This is a genomic window from Terribacillus saccharophilus, assembly GCF_046592895.1.
GTDB lineage: Bacteria > Bacillota > Bacilli > Bacillales > Amphibacillaceae > Terribacillus > Terribacillus saccharophilus_D.
In genome coordinates this window covers 660,561-679,766 of record NZ_JAWVPU010000002.1, presented here as the reverse complement: position 1 = coordinate 679,766, position 19,206 = coordinate 660,561, and the positions used below count along the sequence as shown (strand labels likewise).

The following is a 19,206-nucleotide window of genomic DNA, read 5'->3' as shown; positions in this document are numbered from 1 at the left end:
CTCTTGTATCAAACTGATTCTTTTGGAGGTTATATGATATGGTAATCGCTAAAGCAAGAGCCGTCGATGGGCCGGACAAAACTTTTCAAGCTGCCGAGATCGAGCGGCGCGACCTTGATACACATGATATACTGATTGAAATCAAATATGCAGGTATCTGCCACTCTGACATCCATACAGCAAGAGGCGAGTGGGGGTCAGTAGATTATCCGCTTGTTCCCGGACATGAAATTGCTGGTATCGTGACGGATGTCGGGTCGGAAGTTACGAAATACAAAGTAGGCGATCGAGTAGGTGTCGGCTGTATGGTTGATTCCTGCGGCAATTGCAATAACTGCAAACAGGGAGAAGAACAATATTGTCATGAAGGAATTGTGCCGACTTATGCTGGCGTGGACAAATATGGTCAGCCAACGCAAGGAGGCTACTCGAGTCATATCGTAGTGACAGAAGGTTTCGTTCTGCGAATTCCCGATAATATTGCACTTGATGCTGCTGCACCTTTGTTATGTGCGGGAATCACGACTTATTCGCCTCTTAACCATTGGAACGCAAGCCCAGGAAAAAAGGTGGCGGTAGTAGGGCTGGGTGGTCTTGGACATTTAGCTGTAAAGATTGCGAATGCCATGGGTGCCGAAGTAACGGTGCTTTCTCAATCACTTAGGAAAAAGAAGGATGGTCTTCAGTTTGGGGCAGAGCATTACTATGCTACCAGTGACGCGGAAACATTTGAAAAATTAGCTGGATCTTTCGATTTGATACTAAACACGGTTAGTGCAAAACTCGACATTGACGCATATCTTTCCCTGTTGAAACTAGATGGAGCTCTGGTTAATGTCGGAGCACCGGCTGAACCGTTGTCACTCAATGTGTTCAACCTTCTCAGTCAGCGTCGTACGTTTGCTGGCTCCATGATCGGCGGTATCAGGGAAACACAGGAAATGCTGGATTTCTGTGCGGAACATAACATTGTTCCTGAAATCGAGGTCATCTCGGCCGATCGAATCGACGAGGCATATGAACGGGTATTGGCTTCTGATGTACGGTATCGTTTTGTTATAGATACAAACACTTTGTAAATGGAATGAAAACTAGGAAAGGATGTCCTCGATACGGCATCCTTTCTTTTCTTATAAACTGCTATTTTTATCAATGATAGAGTAACTTTGAACAAACCTTTAAAAGAGAATGTGAAAAATGCTGATGACCAAACTTACAGTGACAGTTTCACGAGGTCTGCAGGCGAGAAATACTGTCTTATTCGTATCTAAAGCATACGCCTTTAAAAGTAATGTCATTCTCTTGAAGAATGACGCTTCTGCGGATGGAAAAGATATAATGAAAGTGATGGACTTACATGTAAAAGATGACGATATAATCACTTTGGCTGTTAATGGAAGTGATGAGGAAGCTGCGATGGATGCATTGAAAAAGAGTCTTGTTATAAGTTCAACTGCTGATAACGAATGATAGTAGGGACATGGCTTAGATGCAGAATATCAATGAATCGATATAAAAACCAGACCAAGTTTACTTGCCAACGATTATCATTCCGACCTGTACCCTTATCCGCACCTAATCACGGTTTGTCCTGGACGGTAATATAATCAAAACTTGTATTCAAACCGAATGTTTCTTCCATGAGTAATAAGACGACAAAAATGCCTGCTATAACCGAGAAGAAGGGAATCGCTTTTTTTCTCCACTCATGGTTCTACCGTTTGAAAGGCCTTCACACGGGTAACAAGTACAAACTTACTATAATGGAAAGAATAGAGTGGAAGGGTCGATAGAAAAAAGGCAAGGTTTCAACTGAATGAACCCTTGCCTTTTCTGCGTATGGTTATTTATCCAATTCAACTGTTTCATTGACATCTGTCGATTCAGAACTTTGCCCTCTCATCCGCTTGTATAGAAAGGCAACCTGTTTTTTGAAATTGCCCGTATCCCAATATTCGGCTGCTTCTGCTTTTACTTTTATCAAGACCACGCTGGAATCATCGTAAGAGGTTTGCATGATTTTCTCATATGCTTTGCTCCACAGTTCCTTCTTCTTATTTATGTCCTCTACGATCTCTGCTCTGCCGCGAACGGAAACATAGGATTTTCCTGCGTAAGATACGTTGACATCTTGATCGTGTAAAATTTCTTCATACTTATCCGTTTCTTTTTTAGTGAAAAACCATAAATCACCGTCGAATTCCACTTCTTGCGTTTTCATCGGACGAGAAACGAGTCCTTCTTCTGTTACCGTAGTCAGCATCGCTGTGTCTACATCTTTGATTAACTCTTTAAGTGTTTCCAATTCTTCCTGCTTCATGATTTCTCCCACCTTTTTAAAGTCTATATAGGAATAATACCCCTTGTATGATTTTTTAACCTGTTAAGGGAAATGGCATCGCGGCGGATAGCGAATGCGATTTTTCGATTATTTACATACCATTTGAGGGCCTACCAAGAGGTTGCTTTTGATTTGAAGTCACTTCGTATTTTTATAACAAAAAAAAGCATTATTTCACTGTTTGTCTTGTAATATTAGCGTAAAATCATGACATATTATTTAGAATAAGATAAAATATTGGAGGTAAATCACATTAGAAGAAGGTGCATCAATTGGGTACTTCCCAACCATCAGTTCGTCAGGAACCGCTTCATCGGCGGGCTGTATTTACTTTTAGCGGATCTCATTTTTTAAATGACTTGGTGACGACGGGGATGGTGCCTGCTTTAGTCGTGTTATATAAGCAGGCATTTGAACTGAGTTATACGCAATCAACTTTGATTGTGCTGTTGTCATATTTGACTTCATCTGTTTCCCAGCCGCTGTTTGGCTTATTTGCAGATCGAAAGCCGCGTATATGGCTCTACCCGGCAGGTGTTTTCTTTTCAATCATGGGACTGGCACTAACAGGGATTGCGCCATCTCTGCCTTGGCTTTTGTTATTCATTTCTATTTCCGGACTTGGTTCAGGCGCATTTCATCCGGAAGCTTCAAGAGGGACACATTTAGCTGCTGGTTCAAAAAAGAGCTTGGCGCAGGCTATCTTCCAAGTGGGAGGAAATGCAGGACAAGCCTTTGGTCCGCTCATCGTTTCTGTCTTCATCACTTATACAGGCATCAAAGGACTGATTTGGCTTATTCCAGTTGCGATCATCTCGATCCTGATCACGTGTCAGATATTGCCCTGGTTAAAAGAACAACTGATTATCAGTCAAAATGCAAAATCAAGCAAGAAAATAAAAGGTGCAAATAACTATATAGGCGCAAGCCTGCTTTCCTGCATCATCATACTGAGATCATGGTGCCAAATCGGGGTAGTGGTCTTTTTGCCATTTTTCATGGACTCCCTATCCGTACAGCAAGCGGAAATATTAAGCTTTGTATTCGTAGGGGCAGGTGCTCTTGGTACTTACCTTGGGGGAATTTGGGCAGATAAGATTGGCACGAAGCGATTGCTGATTTTCTCGATGCTGATTGCCACCCCTTTTGCACTTGTATTTCCGCATGTGCATGGCGTGTTATCAGTAATTGTACTGTTATTCTTCGGATTCAGTGTACTATCATCTTTTTCTGCCAGTGTTGTTTATATGCAGCATATGTTGCCGCAGAATATCGGCCTTGCATCAGGTTTGGCGATTGGATTTGGAGTAGGAGCAGGCGGTATCGGCTCGGTATTTATGGGCGGTATATCAGATGCTTATGGTGTTGCTACAGTGTTCACCATTCTGTCGTTTCTTCCGCTGGCAGGTGCATTGATTGGATTCTTCCTCCCAAAATTTCAGGAGCAGGTGTAACGGATGAGCAGGTTAACATATTTATCGTGAATATAAGTATTTCATACAAACAGGCTGACGAGAATTCCTCGTCAGCCTTTTCATTACATTCTGCTTCTGTAATACCAGATCATCAAAGGTACCAATAAAACAGATAGAATTCCTCCAAGTATCGATAAAGTCGGAAAACTGGAACCTGCGACAACCAACCCTGATAAAGCGCCGCCTGCAGCGCCGGATAATGCAATCAAGACATCCACGGTACCTTGGGTTTTTGCCCGGTTAGCTGCTTCAGTTGAATCAACAATGAGTGCGGTGCCGCTAATCAAACCGAAATTCCACCCCAGTCCAAGTAAGGATAGAGCGATCACAAGCAGAGTCATCGAGTCTGCAGGAGCAAATGCTGCTACCAAGCCTGCCATAAGTAATGTAATACCAGAAGCCACAGCCATTATCACACGCCCTAATTTATCAACGAGAATACCTGTAAACAGAGAAGGTAAATACATGGAACCTATATGAAAACCAATGACAAGACCTACTGTCCCTAATCCATGTCCATGATGATTCATGTGTACCGGTGTCATTGTCATAATGGCTACCATGACGATTTGTGTAATGATCATAATAGTCGCACCGATGAATATACCACTCTTGTCATGCGTTTGTTCAGCCTTACTTACATGATGGATATTGCCAGGATTTTGCTTAGCCGCTTCAATTGCTTTTGCTATCAGTAATGGCTCTGGTCGGAGTAAAGAGAATAAAACAAGACCTGCTGAAATATAGGCTGCGGCCGCTAAAATAAAAGGGCCAGCAAGCGATGGAACGCCGATAGATTCAGCAAAATGCCCCATTACATTTACTAAGTTGGGTCCGGCGACGGCACCGAGTGTCGTGAAAACCATTGTCATACTTATAGCTGTTGCCCGCTGCTTGCTGCTAGCCAAATCGGTTCCTGCATAACGTGCTTGCAGATTGGTTGCTGTTCCTGCGCCGTAAATCAATAGAGAAACAAGTAAAAGTAAAATACTGTTTATCATAGCAGCAAGTATGACCCCGATTGCTCCAATTCCTCCAATGATGAATCCAGCTGAAAGACCAGTCCGCCGTCCGTAACGTTGTGAAAGTCTGCCAACAGAGTATGCAGCTCCAGCCGAACCTAAAGTGAATAAAGCGGTAGGGACTCCGGCGTATGCGTCAGTACCAAGCATTTGCTGGGCAATCAGCGCGCCGACGGTGACTCCTGCTGCTAATCCAGCTCCGCCGAAAACTTGAGAAATACTTACCACAAATAAAGTACGTCTGTATAATGCTTTTTGTTTTTCAGGTGACTCTATATAGTTTTGTATGGATGAAGATTGTGCTCCTGCTACCGTTCTGTTAGTCGATATATAAATCCGCTCCTCTGTAAAAGCTGAATTATGCAGCCTGCGTTTGCAATATCGTAGCATGCATAAAAAAACCATACAATGTAATAATCGTATGGCAGACAATATTACTTGATTTTATCCAGAAGTTGTTTAAGGATAATTAATCCTTGCTCTAGCTCTTCGATGGTATCGGGTGCACAAACAGCTATCCTTACAGCTCTTTCCGGGGAGCTGTTGCCAACAGCAAAACGGTCTGCTCCATACACCTGCACACCTTTTTGTGCTGCTAATGTTTCAAAAGCAGCACCAGTCATAGTGCCTGGTAATAGCAGCCAGCGAAAGATGCCTGTCTCCGTACCTAAACAGGTGTAGTTCTTTAAATACATATCTACAATCCTGTTTCTCCGAATGGTTTCTTTGCGGTGATCCTCAATCAAAGTTTCAAACTGATTGGATACAATCGTACGAGCAGTGAGTTCTGCCAGCAGCGGTGAAACAGTTATATTCAAATTGTACAGTGCTCTTGCTATCAACTCCTTGAATTTACTTGGTGCAGCGACATAAGCTAGCCGCAGTCCTGGAGCTAATGATTTCGATAAACTCGCTATATGGATGACTTGCTCCGGTGCAAAAGAAGCAAGTGCTGGCAAAGGATCCTTGCCAAGAAGATGGTACGAGGCATCTTCGATAACAAACAAGTTATACTTTTTAGCTATCTCCGCAATTCTTTTACGTTTTTCAAGAGAAAGGAAGGAGGCTGTAGGGTTGTGATAATCCGGAATCAAATAAACACCTTTTATGTTTTCGTTTTTATAAGCATATTCAAGTGACTCCGGACTCATCTCGTAATGCTGTGCTTTTATAGGTACGATTTGGATGCTCAGCATGGAAGAAACTGTTTTTAAACCCGGGTATGTATGCAGATCAACACCAATGCGATCTCCAGGTTTGCAAAGACTGGCCAACACAGCTGCAATCGCATTTTGCCCGCCATTTGCAAATAAGATATTTTCAACAGAGGTGTCAAATCCGCTTCTTCCAATCAGTTTTACTGCGGCATCTTTTTGCCACAGAACTTCACCTGGCCGACCATAGCTGAACCACTTTGCGTAATCCGCTTCTTGCAGCATGCTTTTAAGCTGAAGCACAAGCGGCTCATAAGAAGTGTCATCCGGAAGTGTTGCTCCCATTTCGATTAGATGCCCTGGTTTTGTTTCTTCAAGTAGATAAGCATTCGATAAAGCATCATACGATACAAAAGTACCGCTTCCAACTGAGGCACTGACTAATCCCTTCATTTCACAGAATTTGAAGGCTTTTGAAATGGTACTTACATTTAGATCAAGATAATCAGCCAGTTCCCTTTGGGGAGGGAGTTTTGTTCCGGGTAACAAAACTCCATTGGTTATGTCCAGTTCCAATTGTTCGGCAATGGCTTGATAAATAGGTTTCTTGGTTTTATCGAGTAAAGGTTTCCAGCTCATATGGTAATTTTCAAAAGAATTAATCGGCATAATTCGCATCCTTCTTGACACAGTTAATATATACAGTTCATTCAATCAATTATATCTATATTATTCGTCCAGGTTCAATCGTAAATGAGGTTACTTTAAAGTCATATCTTTTACTTCGATATAAACGCATAAGCATTGTTCATCTGGTAAGAATATTCCTGTGATTTGATACTTATTTTCAAACGTTTAATTCCATTTGAAAAAGGGAAAACTTTTAATGGTTCCAAAGCAAGGAAAACTGTGTAATTGTATAGAAACATGGTAGTAAGTGAAATGAAAATGGCACTTCTTCAGATTTTAATAATTACAATTAAATAACTTTTATTAATTAATGGGTATAATAATTGAAGTCGTTAAATTAGAATGTTAAAATAATTTCGAATAATTTAAGGAGGTACACCAAATTGGCAGATAAACACGATAAAAATATTGAGCGAAAAACGTTAACGACAAGACAAGGACATCCAGTAACGGATAATCAGAATATCCGTACGATTGGTGACCGCGGACCGGCAACACTGGAGAATTATCATTTTATCGAAAAAATTTCCCATTTTGATCGGGAAGAGGTGCCAGAGCGTGTTGTACATGCAAGAGGCGCCGGTGCATTTGGGTACTTCGAAACGTACGGAAAAGTCGGGGATGAGCCTGTAGAAAAGTACACACGGGCAAAAGTTTTTTCCGGTGCAGGTAAGAAAACACCTTTGATGGTTCGTTTTTCTACAGTAGCTGGCTCGAAAGACTCTCCTGAAACAGAACGGGATCCCCGCGGATTTGCTGTGAAAATGTACACAGAAGATGGAAACTGGGACTTGGTTGGGAACAACCTCAAGATTTTCTTTATCCGTGATGCAATGAAGTTCCCGGACATGATTCATGCGTTCAAAGCTGATCCGGCTTCAAACGTTCCGAATCCGCAGCGCATGTTCGACTTTGTTTCACGTTCCCCGGAAGCAACGCATATGATTACATTCCTGTTCTCGCCATATGGCATACCGGCGACATACCGCCATATGCAAGGTTCAGGTGTTAATACGTATAAATGGGTAAATGACAAGGGAGAAGCCGTCCTGATTAAGTACCACTGGGAACCGAAGCAAGGCATCCGGAATCTGACCCAGGAAGAAGCTAATTATATCCAAGGAAAAAACACGAGTCATGCCACGCAAGACTTGTATGAGGCAATAGAGCAAGGGGATTACCCGGAATGGGAATTATTTGTTCAAATCATGGAAGATGATTATCATGAAGAACTGGACTTCGATCCTCTTGATGATACAAAACTGTGGCCGGAAGATAAATTCCCATGGCTTCCGGTTGGGAGAATGGTCCTTGATCGTAATCCAGTCGATTATCATGCTGAAATTGAGCAAGCTGCATTCGGCACAGGAGTACTCGTCGATGGAATGGACTTTTCCGATGACAAAATGCTTCAAGGCCGTACTTTCTCTTATTCCGACACGCAGCGCTACCGCGTAGGTGCCAACTACTTGAAATTACCGGTCAATGCACCAAAGACACAAGTCCATTCAAACCAGCATCGTGGTCAGATGGACTTCCGTGACCCGAAAGAGTCCGGTGATAATCCGCATATCAATTATGAACCATCCATGCTTGGCGGCTTACAAGAAGCGGATAAGTCAGATCGACCGCAGCATCGTCCAACGTATAACGCAGCGGCAATGACTGCACCGATCGACCGTCCGAATAACTATGGACAAGCAGGCGAAACGTATCGCAATTTCGAGGACTGGGAACGCGATGAGTTGATCAATAACTTATCCAACGCATTAGCTGTATGTGATGAATCCATTCAAGATGCAATGATTGAACACTTCACACAAGCCGATGAAGATTATGGCCGCCGTGTGAAAGAAGGCTTAGAAGCAAAACTGAAAGAAATCAAAGAAAATAAAGAAGAAAACCAGCTTCCAGGACGTGAAGCAGGTAAAACGAAATTCGGCCAAGGCTCATTGGCAGCTAATGAAGCAACGGATGAGGCTGTGGAAAAAAGCCGTAAATCGGACGAATATTAAGAAATGCGTATACAAAAGGCTGTCAGTCATGACAGCTTTTTTGTATTCTGGAAAAGACGGTTGGCGATGGTTTTAGAGTGCGTGAGAGAAGCAGCCGATAAGCATTACATATAATGTTTGTTTTTTATACTTATTACAGCCTTCACAACAAAAATTATTAAGCGATTCATCTTTACAGGTTTATCATCAAGTCCATTTGATATAACATATTATATAGCTCGCATTTTACTCTACTTTATTTTTACATGTAAAAGCTGTATAGCTTATTGATTAGGTCTGTATTAAATCAAATTAGAACAATGTAGGTAAAATAGGCAGCAAGGGAGGGTAATATGGAAAGAAACAATCGGTCTTCAAATGATTTACAAAGAGGTTTGAAAAACCGCCATGTGCAGATGATTGCACTGGGGGGAGCAATTGGTACCGGCTTATTTTATGGTTCAGCATCTTCCATCGGACTGGCAGGACCAGCAATTCCGCTAGCTTATTTGGCAGGCGGTTTGATGATTTTCTTTATCATGCGGGCCTTGGGTGAGCTTTCTGTTGATACGCCAAACTCAGGATCCATCAGTTATTATGCTTATGAAAACTTGGGAGGCTTTTTCGGATTCTTCTCCGGATGGAATTACTGGTTCAATTATGTGGCAGTGACAATGGCTGAACTGACGGTCGTTGGCATTTACGTCCAGTATTGGTTTCCGGAAGTGCCGACTTGGCTGACTGCATTTGGATTACTTATCATCATTACTTGCATAAATTTATTGAGCGTCAAGCTGTATGGGGAATTTGAATTTTATTTTGCACTCATTAAAGTGATTGCTATCATCGGCATGATCATTCTAGGCTTTATGATCATCTTCACAGGTATAGGGAATAATGGTGTGCCAACAGGTTTCTCCAATCTATTCGATGAAGGAGGTTTCATGCCGAACGGGATGGTAGGGGTTCTTCTGTCACTTGTACCGGTAATGTTCAGCTTCGGCGGAGTCGAACTGGTAGGGATAACCGCCGGTGAAGTTGAATCACCTAAAAAGACAATCCCCAAAGCAATCAATCAAGTTGTTTACCGCATCTTGATTTTCTATGTAGGTACCATGATTGTAATCACCGCTATCTTCCCGTGGAATCAAATAGACGGGGAAAGCAGTCCATTTGTCCAAATACTTGATGGCGTCGGAATACCAGCAGCAGCTGGAATTTTGAATCTGGTTGTATTGACCGCAGCTGTATCGGCGCATAATAGCAGTTTGTACAGCAATGGCCGCATGCTTCATTCCTTGGCGAAACAAGGTAATGCACCACGTTTCCTGCAGCATATCGGCAAGCGGACAGGTGCACCAGTACCAGCGATTTTGTTCTCATCAGGCGTAGCAGGTATCGCTGTTATCATCAACTTCCTGATGCCGGAAAAAGTATTCGGCTATGTGATGGCAACTGCAACGGTCGCGGGACTGATCAACTGGAGCATGATCATCATCATTCACTTAGCATTCCGGAAGCGGATCGGAAAGGAAGCAGCAAGCAAGTTATCTTTTAAACTGCCGTTGTATCCCATCTCCAATTATGTTGTATTGTTTTTCCTTATCGCAGTGATTGTCATCATTGGTTTCATTCCGGATTATCGTTTGGCTCTGTATATAATGCCAATCTGGATACTGATTCTGATAATAGGATACAAGCTGAAGAAAAAATGATAAAAGCTTCTTAGTATGATGGAACCTGAACTAAAGTGTAAATCCTCTGCGAAGGACTTGCATAAGTTCAGGTTTCTTTTTTATCTTTCTGGATGCAATGTCATTTAAGTAAGCTAAGTAGTGCGCCAATCATGCTTTTCAGTTTTCGATATAATCTTTTATTATAGCTAAACCTGTACGCAATTCCTCAAAAGAACTTGCAGAAGACAAAGCAATTCGTAGAAACTTCTTCTCTGACTCTTGCCCAATGCGAAAACGATCGGAGTGAAAAACAAAGACGCCTTTATGCTTCAAATCAGCTTCCAATTTGTAACCTTCCAGTGACTTTTGTGTTTCCATCCATCGATAAAAACTAAGCGGATGAACATTGTTGGTATCAGTATGGATCAATTCATCGAAAATCTGATTTGCTTTCTGTGCAAGTTGCTTCTTCCTTGAAATGATTTCGGCAGCTGTTCCCGATTGAATCAGCTCAGTGATTATTTCTGCATCTAGGGAAGATGTTTTAACATTGATGTTATACACGGATCTTAGGATCTTTTCCCTCATTATCTCCCCGAAAACAATATAAGCCACCCGCAAGCCAGAGCAGATTGTCTTGGATGTACTGCAAATATAAAGTGTTTGATCAGGTATTAAATTGTAGATGGGCTCTTTATAATCCGGAATTACTCCTGCTGTAAAAAATGCATGGATATCATCTTCAATTAAGATCAAACGATGTTTTTTGATGATTTCAGCTAATGTAACTTTCCGTGTGTGCGACATTATAGTTGTTGTCGGATTACTGCAAGAGGGCATAAGGAAAATGCCATGTATATTCGTTTGACGGCACTGTTTCTCAAGTTCACCAGGCAGCATACCATCCTCATCTCCGTCGATAGGCACTAACTGAATATGTAAAAGCTTTGCCAATTCAATGAAGTTCGAGTAGGTATGAGTATCTGTGGCGATTCTATTACCAGGTTCGAATAAAGCCGTCAATCCTATAGTCAATGCATTTTGTGCACCAGAAACAATCGCAATATGCTCGGTTGATGCATGAATTCCGATATTTTCCATCCAGTTTTGAGCTGCTGTCTTATGATGAGGCATTCCTGAGGGGTCATTATAATTCAAAAGCTTTCCCAGATAAGGTTTCGATAGAACTTGTTGAACTGTATTCGCAACAATGTTATTAGTCTCCTCGAAGGAGGCTGCAAATCCAAGGTCTATCATATCTTTTTCAGGATTTCTGGATATTGTTATGGATCGTGCAGCATTTGCTGCTACAAAGGTACCACGTCCTGTTACGGCATAAATGAGCCCTTTAAGCTCGCATTCCTTGTATGCACGTGTAATGGTAGTGAAATTGAGATCCAGAAAATCAGCTAATTCACGCTGTGGCGGTAATTTCGTGCCTGGAAGCAGCGATCCGCTATTTATATCACTTTCCAACTGCAATGCGATGGAACGATAAAAAGGTCGTTTCAAGGATTTCTTATCCGGCTTCCATGACATCGGGTAGTTCTCAAATAGAATTCACTGGCATGTCAAAAACCCCTATCTGTTACCGTTTTGGTTTTTAAGATTGTATGGATTATATCATGTTACAAATGAGATTATCCTTTTTTGATGCTTAAATTGGTGGATGGAAGTATTGTAATCCATACAATTCTTTTGTTCATTGTATGGTTTTTGTATGTTATAACTTTATGCATATAAAACTAATTTGCAGGATGTGATATGTATGAAGAAAAAAAGGACGGCCTTCAAAACTGCTTTTCCGTATACTTTACCCATTTTTGCCGGATTCACTTTTCTTGGAATTGCGTATGGCATTTTCATGAATTCACTAGGATTTCATGCCATCTATCCTATCTTGATGAGTCTGTTCATCTTTGCCGGGTCGATGGAATTCGTGGCAGCAAATATGCTATTGGCATCATTCAATCCATTAAGTGCACTGCTGATGACTATCATGATCAATGCTCGCCATCTCTTTTATAGCCTTTCCATGCTGGAGAAATACAGGGCAGTCGGGAAGAAAAGCATTTATCTCATTTATGGATTATGTGATGAGTCTTTTTCGATCAATTATACGGTTAAGGTCCCTCAAGGGGTCGATAGAGGATGGTTCATGTTTTTCGTAACCTTGCTGAATCATGCTTACTGGGTGATTGGTGCAGCCATTGGCGGTATATTCGGTTCTTTGGTTGCTTTCAATACCGAAGGATTAGAATTTGTCATGACAGCGTTATTCCTCGTCATCTTCTTGGAGCAATGGCAAAAGGAGAAGAACCATACTAGCGCAACGATCGGCTTGACGGTTTCGTTGATCTGCTTGCTTGTTTTCGGAGGGGATCATTTCATCATCCCGGCGATGCTGCTGATGTTGATCATCCTTTCAGTCTTGAAAAAACCAATGGAAAAATCGGAGGCGGATGCAGCATGACAATCATACAGCAAATCGTAACTATCGGCATGGTCGTACTAGGCACTTTGCTGACTAGATTTCTTCCATTCCTGATCTTTCCGGCTGGTAAAGAGACACCCAGATATATCAAGTATCTTGGCAAGGTCCTTCCGTCTGCTGTAATTGGGCTATTGGTCATATACAGCCTTAAAGATGTGAACATAGTATTCGGTAGCCACGGCTTACCCGAATTGATCGGTGTCGCAGCAGTATTGGGTTTGCATCTTTGGAAGAAAAACATGCTGCTTTCCATGTTGGGTGGGACTGTTGTTTATATGCTCTTAGTCCAGCTCGTATTTTAAAAAAGAGAGGGATAATTTTGAAGAAGGTGATTGATTGCAGATCTATCTGGCATCATGATGAAATCCTTAAACAAGTGAAGGTTGATACCTATGCCTGATCACTTGGAATTGAGCTTACACAATTTGGTCCAGGAAATGCAGAAGCTGCATTGATCATCCAGCCGCATATGTAGAATGGTGGAACGGTGCATGGCGCAGTTCTTTATGCCTTGGCAGATCATGCTTTCTCAGCAGCATGCAATGCTTACGGAAGAGTGACGCTGGGACTATCGATAACGATACAATTCATCGCAACACACGAGGCCTGGAGACAATCTTGTCGCTCAGGCTAAAGAACTTCGAGCATTACCGGATTGATATTTTGTATGGAACTGAATACGTGGCTAACATGGAAGCAGTGTCTTACGCAAAGAATCAGTATTTCATTGAAAGTATGAAGGGATAGGACATAAGGTTAGATACCCGTATTGGAGTTATTGTCGTTAAATCAAAAAATACGCCCATCATTTTGGACGTATTTTATAGTCATGATTACCTGCTGGCATCACTCATCTAACATGGCAATAGGGTTGAATACCTCATAGTTTATCTGTTCCATCGGTATTTTGAGTTGTTCCAAACTATGATTTATTGCTTGCATGAAAGGTATGGAACCGCAAAAATAAATCTCTGCATCCTTCACATAGGAGATGGAACTTATTAATTCTTTGTTTATAAATCCTTCTTTGTCAAAATTTCGTTGGGAGAGATCCTGATCTGTCGGCATGCTATAACAGATGACAGTGTCCAGATTGGAGTTCTTTTCTGTCAATGTTTCAACATGTTCTTTGAATGCATGGGTCTCACTATTGGCAGCAGCATGAACAAAGGTGATCTGACGGTCATCTTTGTTTTCCATCAGAGTGTTTAGCATACTCATCATTGGCGTCACGCCAATGCCTCCGCTGATAAAAACAATCGGACGATCATTCTCCTTCAGGACAAAATCACCTGCTGGTGCTGAAATAGCAAATGTGCCACCTTTGCTATTATTTTCATGAAGAAAGTTCGATACAATACCGGCGGGTCCATCTTCATTGCGGTCTTCCCGTTTGACGCTTATCCGGTAATATTCTTTATTTGGGGAGTCTGAAATACTATAGTGCCGAACATGCGTATATTGTTCGCCTGGTACAGCAGCTTTTATCGTTAAGTACTGCCCGGGCTTATAAGTGGCTATCTCTTTTCCGTCTTTTGGCTTTAAATAAAAAGATGTAATTTCATCCGTTTCTTTTACTTTGTGATCAATGTAGAAATCACGATAACCGCTCCATCCGCCATGTTGCTTCTCCGTTTCATCATACAGCTTTTTCTCCAAACTGATGAAGGCTTCCGAGATATAACCATAAGCCTGTCCCCAAGCATCAAGAATTTCATCTGTAGCAGCATCTCCCAACACCACTTTAACAGCCTGAAGAAGTGTCTCCCCGACGATGGGATACTGCTCAGGCATGATGCCGATTGCTCTGTGTTTATGGCATATTCTTTCAATTACCGGATTCAGGGCACTCAAATCCGTAATATGCTCGCCCGCTGCATAGACGGCATAGCCTAAAGCTTCTTGCTGAAGACCTCTTTTTTGATTTGTCTGATTGAAGAGATTGTACAGTTCCGGTGCCTTATCAAATAACAAACGATAAAATGTTATACCAATTTGTTTGCTATGTTCTTTCAACACAGGGGCAGTTGATTGAACGATTTTAATGGTTTCATCATTTAACATATGTAATTTCTCCCTTGCGTCTTGTCTAAGCCTTACGATGCCCGAATCATGGCGGTATATGCAGTTTTATGCTGTATCACTGAGAAGAAGATGGAATTCGTTTAGCCAAAAAGCAGAAAGGGAGAGGATATTTGTGAAAGTTGAATTGGCGGATTCTATAATAACCTTGCATCTTTCTTTCCTTGTACATGTCTGTCATTATGCTATTCTAACCGCAGTCAATTTGCAGTGGATTTGTAATGTCCCAAATCGGAGGAAAGTCCAGAAAAGATGTTATTCTTGTTCCAGATGAGAACAGCTGCTTGCAACGATGCTGCAGCAGCTGTTTTATCGTACCTATTTACGTGGCAGTGTGAGAGGGTAAGCAGACAGTTCTTCAAAAGCTTTTCCAATACTTGATGCAGCATGGCTGTCGGAACCAGGAACAAGCGGAATATCAAGCTGTACAGCTTTTTCTATTAGCTGTGGAGAAGGATAGATTTCCTTGCAAAAAGGCTTGGACAGTCCAGCAGTATTCACATCGAGTTCATATCCTTTTTCCTTGATAAGCTCCAGGATGTACTGTTGTTCTTTTGAAAAGTCAGCAGGTTGGGGATAAGCAAGCTGAAACTTCTGGACGAGTGTCATATGGCCAATCCTACTTGGCTTAAAAGAACCAAGTTCAGCTTCGATGGAGGCTATTAGATTGTCATAATATGCTTTATATAATGATAACAAGCCACCAAATTCGTCTGCAGCACGACCAAATTCTTCTTTACTGTAATCAATGCAAAAGTAAGCTTCATTTGGTGCTTGCAGCATATGAACAGAAAGGATACCATCATCCATCTCCGCGCCGTACGTATCGAGGAAAGTTTGTGTTTCTTGTTCGAAGCCTCTGATATAATCAACTTCAAAGCCAATCTTAATCTGTAAGTCGTTTTTGTATTGTGCTTGCAGCGCTTTTCCTTCCATTACATAAGCTTCCACAGCGTTCCTGTCCATGGCGCTGTCACGGCCCGGGGCGGGATCAATAAAACTTTCCGGAAGCGGTGCATGTTCTGTGAATGATAAATGCGTGAATCCTTTTTTGATTGCCTGCAGCACATAGGCTTCCATTCTATCATTTGCGCCATGTTGGCAATACTGGGTATGTACGTGAAAATCTCCTATCATCATGTTGCTCCTTTCATTAGTGTTGACGTTAGTATCTCATTATGTTACATTCTATTCAACAGAAATCCTTTATCTAAGTAAAGTGGTAGAATGATAAAGAGGGAATCGGAGGTTTATAGATGTTCTTACCAGCAGGAAGCCGTGATTTGACGGGTCGGCAGCTCGTCAATCGTGTCGCTATATATGAAAAGTTCCAGTCTGTCGTGAATTTACGAAATTATCAAGCGATTGAAACACCTGTGATTGAGTATAGCACAACTTTTACCAATCCATATGCCGGTATGACACTGAAAAAGATGCTGAAATGGTTCGATGAAGAAGGGGAGATCGAGGTATTGCGTCCGGATTGGACGATTGCCGTTGCTCGAGCACTTGCCAATCAGCAGTCAGATCAGCAGAAATGGGCTTATGCCGGATCCGTCTTCAAAAAAGATCACGCAGGTGTCGAGAGCCATCAGGCAGGGATCGAAATCATCCGGACTCCTGGTCTTTACGGAGAGTATGAGAGTTTGTTTACAGCTGTCCGTTTCCTGCGGGAACTAGAATTGAAGCAGTACAGCATTGAGCTTGGTCATACAGAGATCTTCGAAACATTCATTGCTTCCTTGGAGCTTGATGACGTAATAGCTTCCCAAGTCAGGCAGGCGATGCACGACAAACGCAAGGATGAAGTGTATCGTCTCGTTAGAGAAGCCGGAGATGAACAGACAGCTCGATCTGTAGCTGAATTAGCAGACGCATTCGGTGGAACAGCCATTTTAGATAAATTCGGGAAGGCATGGAAAAATAACACTGAATTATTGTCTGTCATTCAAGAGCTGCAGCAGTTGGCAGCTGCCTTGGAAGAGCTTGGTCAGGATGTCATCGTCGACCTTGGCCGCGTAAAGCAGCTTCCATATTACAATGGCGCCATGTTCAGGGGATTCCTTGCTGAAAGCGGCGCGGAATGCTTCTCAGGAGGCAGATATGATGAACTGTATGAACAATTTGGCGGCAGGATGAGCGCGGTCGGACTGGCATTCGATATGGATGTACTTGCAGCAGCAGTGCCGGCGTCTCAGGAACAAGAGCGCATTTGCTTGCTGACGGATGAGCACGGTCTGATTGCAGCGGAAGCACTGCGTTGTAAATACCCTGATGCTGTCGTTGATGTCAGGATAGAAGAAACTGCTGGGAATTATGATCGCGTTTATCAAGTGGTTCAGAGCGGAAAAGGATATGAGGTGGTCGAGAAATGAAACCTGTCATCGCATTGACGAAAGGAAGAGTGGAGAAGCAATTCCTTGCATATTTGGAAGCACGCGGCATCGATAGCACACCATTGAAAGAAAAAGGACGCAAATTGAGTGTTGAAACAAATCAGGCGACGTATTTCTTCGCAAAAGGCGTGGATGTGACGACTTATGTAGAGCATGGTATTGCTGACCTTGGTATCGTTGGGGAAGACATCATTGCTGAATTCAAGCCGGATGTATTCAATCTTTTCCCATTGCCGTTCGGGGCCTGTAAGATGGCGGTTGCTGCTGAGAAGGACAAAGTTTGGCCGGATCGGAAGAAACGAATCGCCAGCAAGTACACGAATATCACGAAGCAGTATTACTTGGAAAAAGGGGAATCGGTCGATATCATCAAGCTGGAAGGATCCGTGGAATTGGCGCCGCTGCTGGGATTGGCAGATGCCATTGTCGATATAGTGGAAACAGGCACGACATTGAAAGAGAATGGGTTGGAAGTGATCGAAGATATCCAGCACTTCACTGCCAGGGTCATTGCCAATCGTTCTTCATTGAAAATGAAGCGTAATATCCTGCAGCCCTATCTATCTACATTGCAGCAAGAGGTGGGACAGTAATGAAGAAACTTTCAAGCAAACAATTCCTGGAACAGTTTTGCACCCGAAAAGCTGATAGTGGCTTCGACCCGGATGTGCTGCAATCGGCAGCAGCTATTTTGCAAGATGTCCGGTTGAAGGGTGATCAAGCTGTCAGGAAATATACCGAGCAATTCGATGGTACATCAACGGAACAGCTGCTTGTCTCGAATGCGGAAATTGTAGCGGCAAACGAAAAGGTGGCTCCTGAAACGGTGACAGCCTTACAGCAGGCAGCAGCCAATATCTCGGCGTTTCATGAGAAACAAGTCATGACTTCCCGCATCATGGTGGCAGAAGAGGGCAAACAGCTTGGTCAGCTTGTTCTACCGATGGAAAGAATCGGTATTTACGTACCAGGCGGCAAGGCCGTTTATCCATCGACCATACTGATGAACGCTATTCCAGCGCGATTGGCAGGTGTGAAAGAAATCATCATGGTAACGCCTGTAAAGGATGACGGAGAGATCGCCCCGGTTTTAGTGGCCGCAGCGGAAATAGCCGGTGTGGATAAAATATATAAAATCGGCGGTGCGCAGGCAATCGGGGCTTTGGCATATGGAACGGAAACAATTGCTCCAGTCGACAAGATTGTTGGTCCAGGTAATGCGTTTGTTGCAGCAGCGAAGATGTTAGTATTCGGCCAAGTAGGAATAGATATGATTGCAGGTCCATCCGAAGTGGCAATCATTGCTGATGAAACAGCGGATGCTAGTTATATCGCCGCTGATTTACTGGCACAGGCTGAGCATGACGAGAATGCGAGAGTTGTGCTGCTGACAGATAGCGAGTCATTGATTGCAGCGGTGGAAAAAGAGCTGCAAGATCAGCTGGAACAGCTGCCCCGTAAAGCAATTGCAGCCGAAGCAATCCATGGTGATAGCGCGCTTGTCTTAACTGAATCCGCAGAAGAAAGTTTTGAGCTGTCCAATGCTTTCGCTCCGGAACATTTGGAAATCCAGACAGCCGACCCGCTGGCAACCTTGGGCAAAATCAAACACGCTGGCTCCGTTTTCCTTGGTTCTTATGCTCCGACAGCGCTCGGTGACTATTTCGGAGGAACGAATCATGTGCTGCCGACAAACGGCACCGCCAGATTCTCATCCGGACTCAGCGTGGATGACTTTATCAAAAAAACAACCTACACATACTATGATAAACAAGCACTTCAGCAAAGCAAAACGGCTATCACACAGCTGACCGAGGAAGAACAGCTGACAGGACACGGTGATTCTATCAATATCCGGTTCAAATGAGACAGGGGGATATAA

16 protein-coding genes and 1 pseudogene are annotated in these 19,206 nt (G+C 42.8%); 11 read left to right on the top strand and 6 right to left on the bottom strand.

Annotated elements, in window-relative coordinates:
• Positions 1 to 38: 38 nt before the first annotated feature.
• The gene (locus SFC66_RS09225) at positions 39 to 1,079 is read left to right on the top strand and encodes an NAD(P)-dependent alcohol dehydrogenase (RefSeq protein WP_411218396.1); all 1,041 of its coding nucleotides are present in this window, start codon (positions 39 to 41) and stop codon (positions 1,077 to 1,079) included.
• Between the two features lie 118 nt (positions 1,080 to 1,197).
• Positions 1,198 to 1,470 carry an HPr family phosphocarrier protein gene (locus SFC66_RS09220; RefSeq protein WP_411218395.1) on the top strand — a complete coding sequence of 91 codons (273 nt, stop codon included), beginning with the start codon at positions 1,198 to 1,200 and terminating at the stop codon, positions 1,468 to 1,470.
• Between the two features lie 373 nt (positions 1,471 to 1,843).
• On the opposite strand, the gene SFC66_RS09215 is transcribed toward SFC66_RS09220, so the two are convergent.
• Entirely contained in the window at positions 1,844 to 2,320 is a 477-nt protein-coding gene (locus SFC66_RS09215) for a pyridoxamine 5'-phosphate oxidase family protein (RefSeq protein WP_411218394.1), read from the bottom strand.
• A 293-nt stretch (positions 2,321 to 2,613) separates the two neighbouring features.
• Here SFC66_RS09215 and SFC66_RS09210 point away from each other — a divergent pair, with 293 nt between their 5' ends.
• The gene (locus tag SFC66_RS09210) at positions 2,614 to 3,795 is read left to right on the top strand and encodes an MFS transporter (RefSeq protein WP_411218393.1); all 1,182 of its coding nucleotides are present in this window, start codon (positions 2,614 to 2,616) and stop codon (positions 3,793 to 3,795) included.
• 83 nt (positions 3,796 to 3,878) lie between these two features.
• On the opposite strand, the gene SFC66_RS09205 is transcribed toward SFC66_RS09210, so the two are convergent.
• On the bottom strand, positions 3,879 to 5,228 hold the full coding sequence (locus SFC66_RS09205; protein WP_411218392.1) for an MFS transporter: 1,350 nt from the start codon (positions 5,226 to 5,228) through the stop codon (positions 3,879 to 3,881).
• 44 nt (positions 5,229 to 5,272) lie between these two features.
• Complete coding sequence (locus SFC66_RS09200) at positions 5,273 to 6,661, bottom strand: aminotransferase-like domain-containing protein (protein WP_411218391.1); 1,389 nt, start codon at positions 6,659 to 6,661, stop codon at positions 5,273 to 5,275.
• Between the two features lie 404 nt (positions 6,662 to 7,065).
• Here SFC66_RS09200 and SFC66_RS09195 point away from each other — a divergent pair, with 404 nt between their 5' ends.
• Positions 7,066 to 8,697 carry a catalase gene (locus SFC66_RS09195; RefSeq protein ID WP_411218390.1) on the top strand — a complete coding sequence of 544 codons (1,632 nt, stop codon included), beginning with the start codon at positions 7,066 to 7,068 and terminating at the stop codon, positions 8,695 to 8,697.
• 332 nt (positions 8,698 to 9,029) lie between these two features.
• Positions 9,030 to 10,391 carry an amino acid permease gene (locus SFC66_RS09190; protein WP_411218389.1) on the top strand — a complete coding sequence of 454 codons (1,362 nt, stop codon included), beginning with the start codon at positions 9,030 to 9,032 and terminating at the stop codon, positions 10,389 to 10,391.
• A gap of 138 nt (positions 10,392 to 10,529) precedes the next feature.
• Here the strand turns inward: SFC66_RS09190 and SFC66_RS09185 are convergent.
• Positions 10,530 to 11,922: pseudogene (locus SFC66_RS09185) on the bottom strand (aminotransferase-like domain-containing protein).
• Positions 11,923 to 12,120: 198 nt separating this feature from the next.
• Here SFC66_RS09185 and azlC point away from each other — a divergent pair.
• The 3 genes from azlC (at position 12,121) to SFC66_RS09170 (ending at position 13,480) form a co-directional block, all read left to right on the top strand.
• Positions 12,121 to 12,825: an azaleucine resistance protein AzlC gene (gene azlC / locus SFC66_RS09180; RefSeq protein WP_411218388.1), complete on the top strand. Its 705-nt coding sequence runs from the start codon at positions 12,121 to 12,123 to the stop codon at positions 12,823 to 12,825.
• Entirely contained in the window at positions 12,822 to 13,148 is a 327-nt protein-coding gene (locus tag SFC66_RS09175) for a branched-chain amino acid transporter permease (protein ID WP_411218387.1), read from the top strand. Before azlC ends, SFC66_RS09175 begins: the two co-directional genes overlap by 4 nt.
• Before the next feature lie 185 nt (positions 13,149 to 13,333).
• Positions 13,334 to 13,480 (top strand): hotdog domain-containing protein, encoded by a 147-nt coding sequence (locus SFC66_RS09170; protein WP_411218386.1) that lies wholly within the window; start codon positions 13,334 to 13,336, stop codon positions 13,478 to 13,480.
• A 212-nt stretch (positions 13,481 to 13,692) separates the two neighbouring features.
• On the opposite strand, the gene hmpA is transcribed toward SFC66_RS09170, so the two are convergent.
• Complete coding sequence (hmpA, locus tag SFC66_RS09165) at positions 13,693 to 14,910, bottom strand: NO-inducible flavohemoprotein (protein WP_411218385.1); 1,218 nt, start codon at positions 14,908 to 14,910, stop codon at positions 13,693 to 13,695.
• A 336-nt stretch (positions 14,911 to 15,246) separates the two neighbouring features.
• A complete protein-coding gene (hisJ, locus tag SFC66_RS09160; RefSeq protein WP_411218384.1) occupies positions 15,247 to 16,068 on the bottom strand; it encodes a histidinol-phosphatase HisJ in 822 nt (273 codons plus the stop codon).
• 116 nt (positions 16,069 to 16,184) lie between these two features.
• On the opposite strand from hisJ, the gene SFC66_RS09155 reads away from it, so the two are divergent.
• From SFC66_RS09155 to hisD, 3 genes are read left to right on the top strand one after another with little or no spacing between them, the layout of a single operon-like run.
• Complete coding sequence (locus SFC66_RS09155) at positions 16,185 to 17,303, top strand: ATP phosphoribosyltransferase regulatory subunit (RefSeq protein WP_411218383.1); 1,119 nt, start codon at positions 16,185 to 16,187, stop codon at positions 17,301 to 17,303.
• Positions 17,300 to 17,917: an ATP phosphoribosyltransferase gene (hisG, locus tag SFC66_RS09150; RefSeq protein ID WP_411218382.1), complete on the top strand. Its 618-nt coding sequence runs from the start codon at positions 17,300 to 17,302 to the stop codon at positions 17,915 to 17,917. Before SFC66_RS09155 ends, hisG begins: the two co-directional genes overlap by 4 nt.
• Positions 17,917 to 19,191, top strand: a complete 1,275-nt coding sequence (gene hisD, locus SFC66_RS09145; protein ID WP_411218381.1) for a histidinol dehydrogenase — start codon at positions 17,917 to 17,919, stop codon at positions 19,189 to 19,191. Before hisG ends, hisD begins: the two co-directional genes overlap by 1 nt.
• Positions 19,192 to 19,206: the final 15 nt, after the last annotated feature.

What these genes read in the sequence shown, in the direction of transcription:
- SFC66_RS09220 (WP_411218395.1), top strand. Translation starts at nt 1,198, where the DNA reads ATGCTGATGACCAAACTTACAGTGACAGTTTCACGAGGTCTGCAGGCG.
- hisG (WP_411218382.1), top strand. Translation starts at nt 17,300, where the DNA reads ATGAAACCTGTCATCGCATTGACGAAAGGAAGAGTGGAGAAGCAATTC.
- hmpA (WP_411218385.1), bottom strand. Translation starts at nt 14,910, where the DNA reads ATGTTAAATGATGAAACCATTAAAATCGTTCAATCAACTGCCCCTGTG.
- SFC66_RS09205 (WP_411218392.1), bottom strand. Translation starts at nt 5,228, where the DNA reads ATGCTACGATATTGCAAACGCAGGCTGCATAATTCAGCTTTTACAGAG.
- hisD (WP_411218381.1), top strand. Translation starts at nt 17,917, where the DNA reads ATGAAGAAACTTTCAAGCAAACAATTCCTGGAACAGTTTTGCACCCGA.
- SFC66_RS09175 (WP_411218387.1), top strand. Translation starts at nt 12,822, where the DNA reads ATGACAATCATACAGCAAATCGTAACTATCGGCATGGTCGTACTAGGC.
- SFC66_RS09215 (WP_411218394.1), bottom strand. Translation starts at nt 2,320, where the DNA reads ATGAAGCAGGAAGAATTGGAAACACTTAAAGAGTTAATCAAAGATGTA.
- SFC66_RS09155 (WP_411218383.1), top strand. Translation starts at nt 16,185, where the DNA reads ATGTTCTTACCAGCAGGAAGCCGTGATTTGACGGGTCGGCAGCTCGTC.
- azlC (WP_411218388.1), top strand. Translation starts at nt 12,121, where the DNA reads ATGAAGAAAAAAAGGACGGCCTTCAAAACTGCTTTTCCGTATACTTTA.
- SFC66_RS09225 (WP_411218396.1), top strand. Translation starts at nt 39, where the DNA reads ATGGTAATCGCTAAAGCAAGAGCCGTCGATGGGCCGGACAAAACTTTT.
- SFC66_RS09190 (WP_411218389.1), top strand. Translation starts at nt 9,030, where the DNA reads ATGGAAAGAAACAATCGGTCTTCAAATGATTTACAAAGAGGTTTGAAA.
- SFC66_RS09200 (WP_411218391.1), bottom strand. Translation starts at nt 6,661, where the DNA reads ATGCCGATTAATTCTTTTGAAAATTACCATATGAGCTGGAAACCTTTA.
- hisJ (WP_411218384.1), bottom strand. Translation starts at nt 16,068, where the DNA reads ATGATGATAGGAGATTTTCACGTACATACCCAGTATTGCCAACATGGC.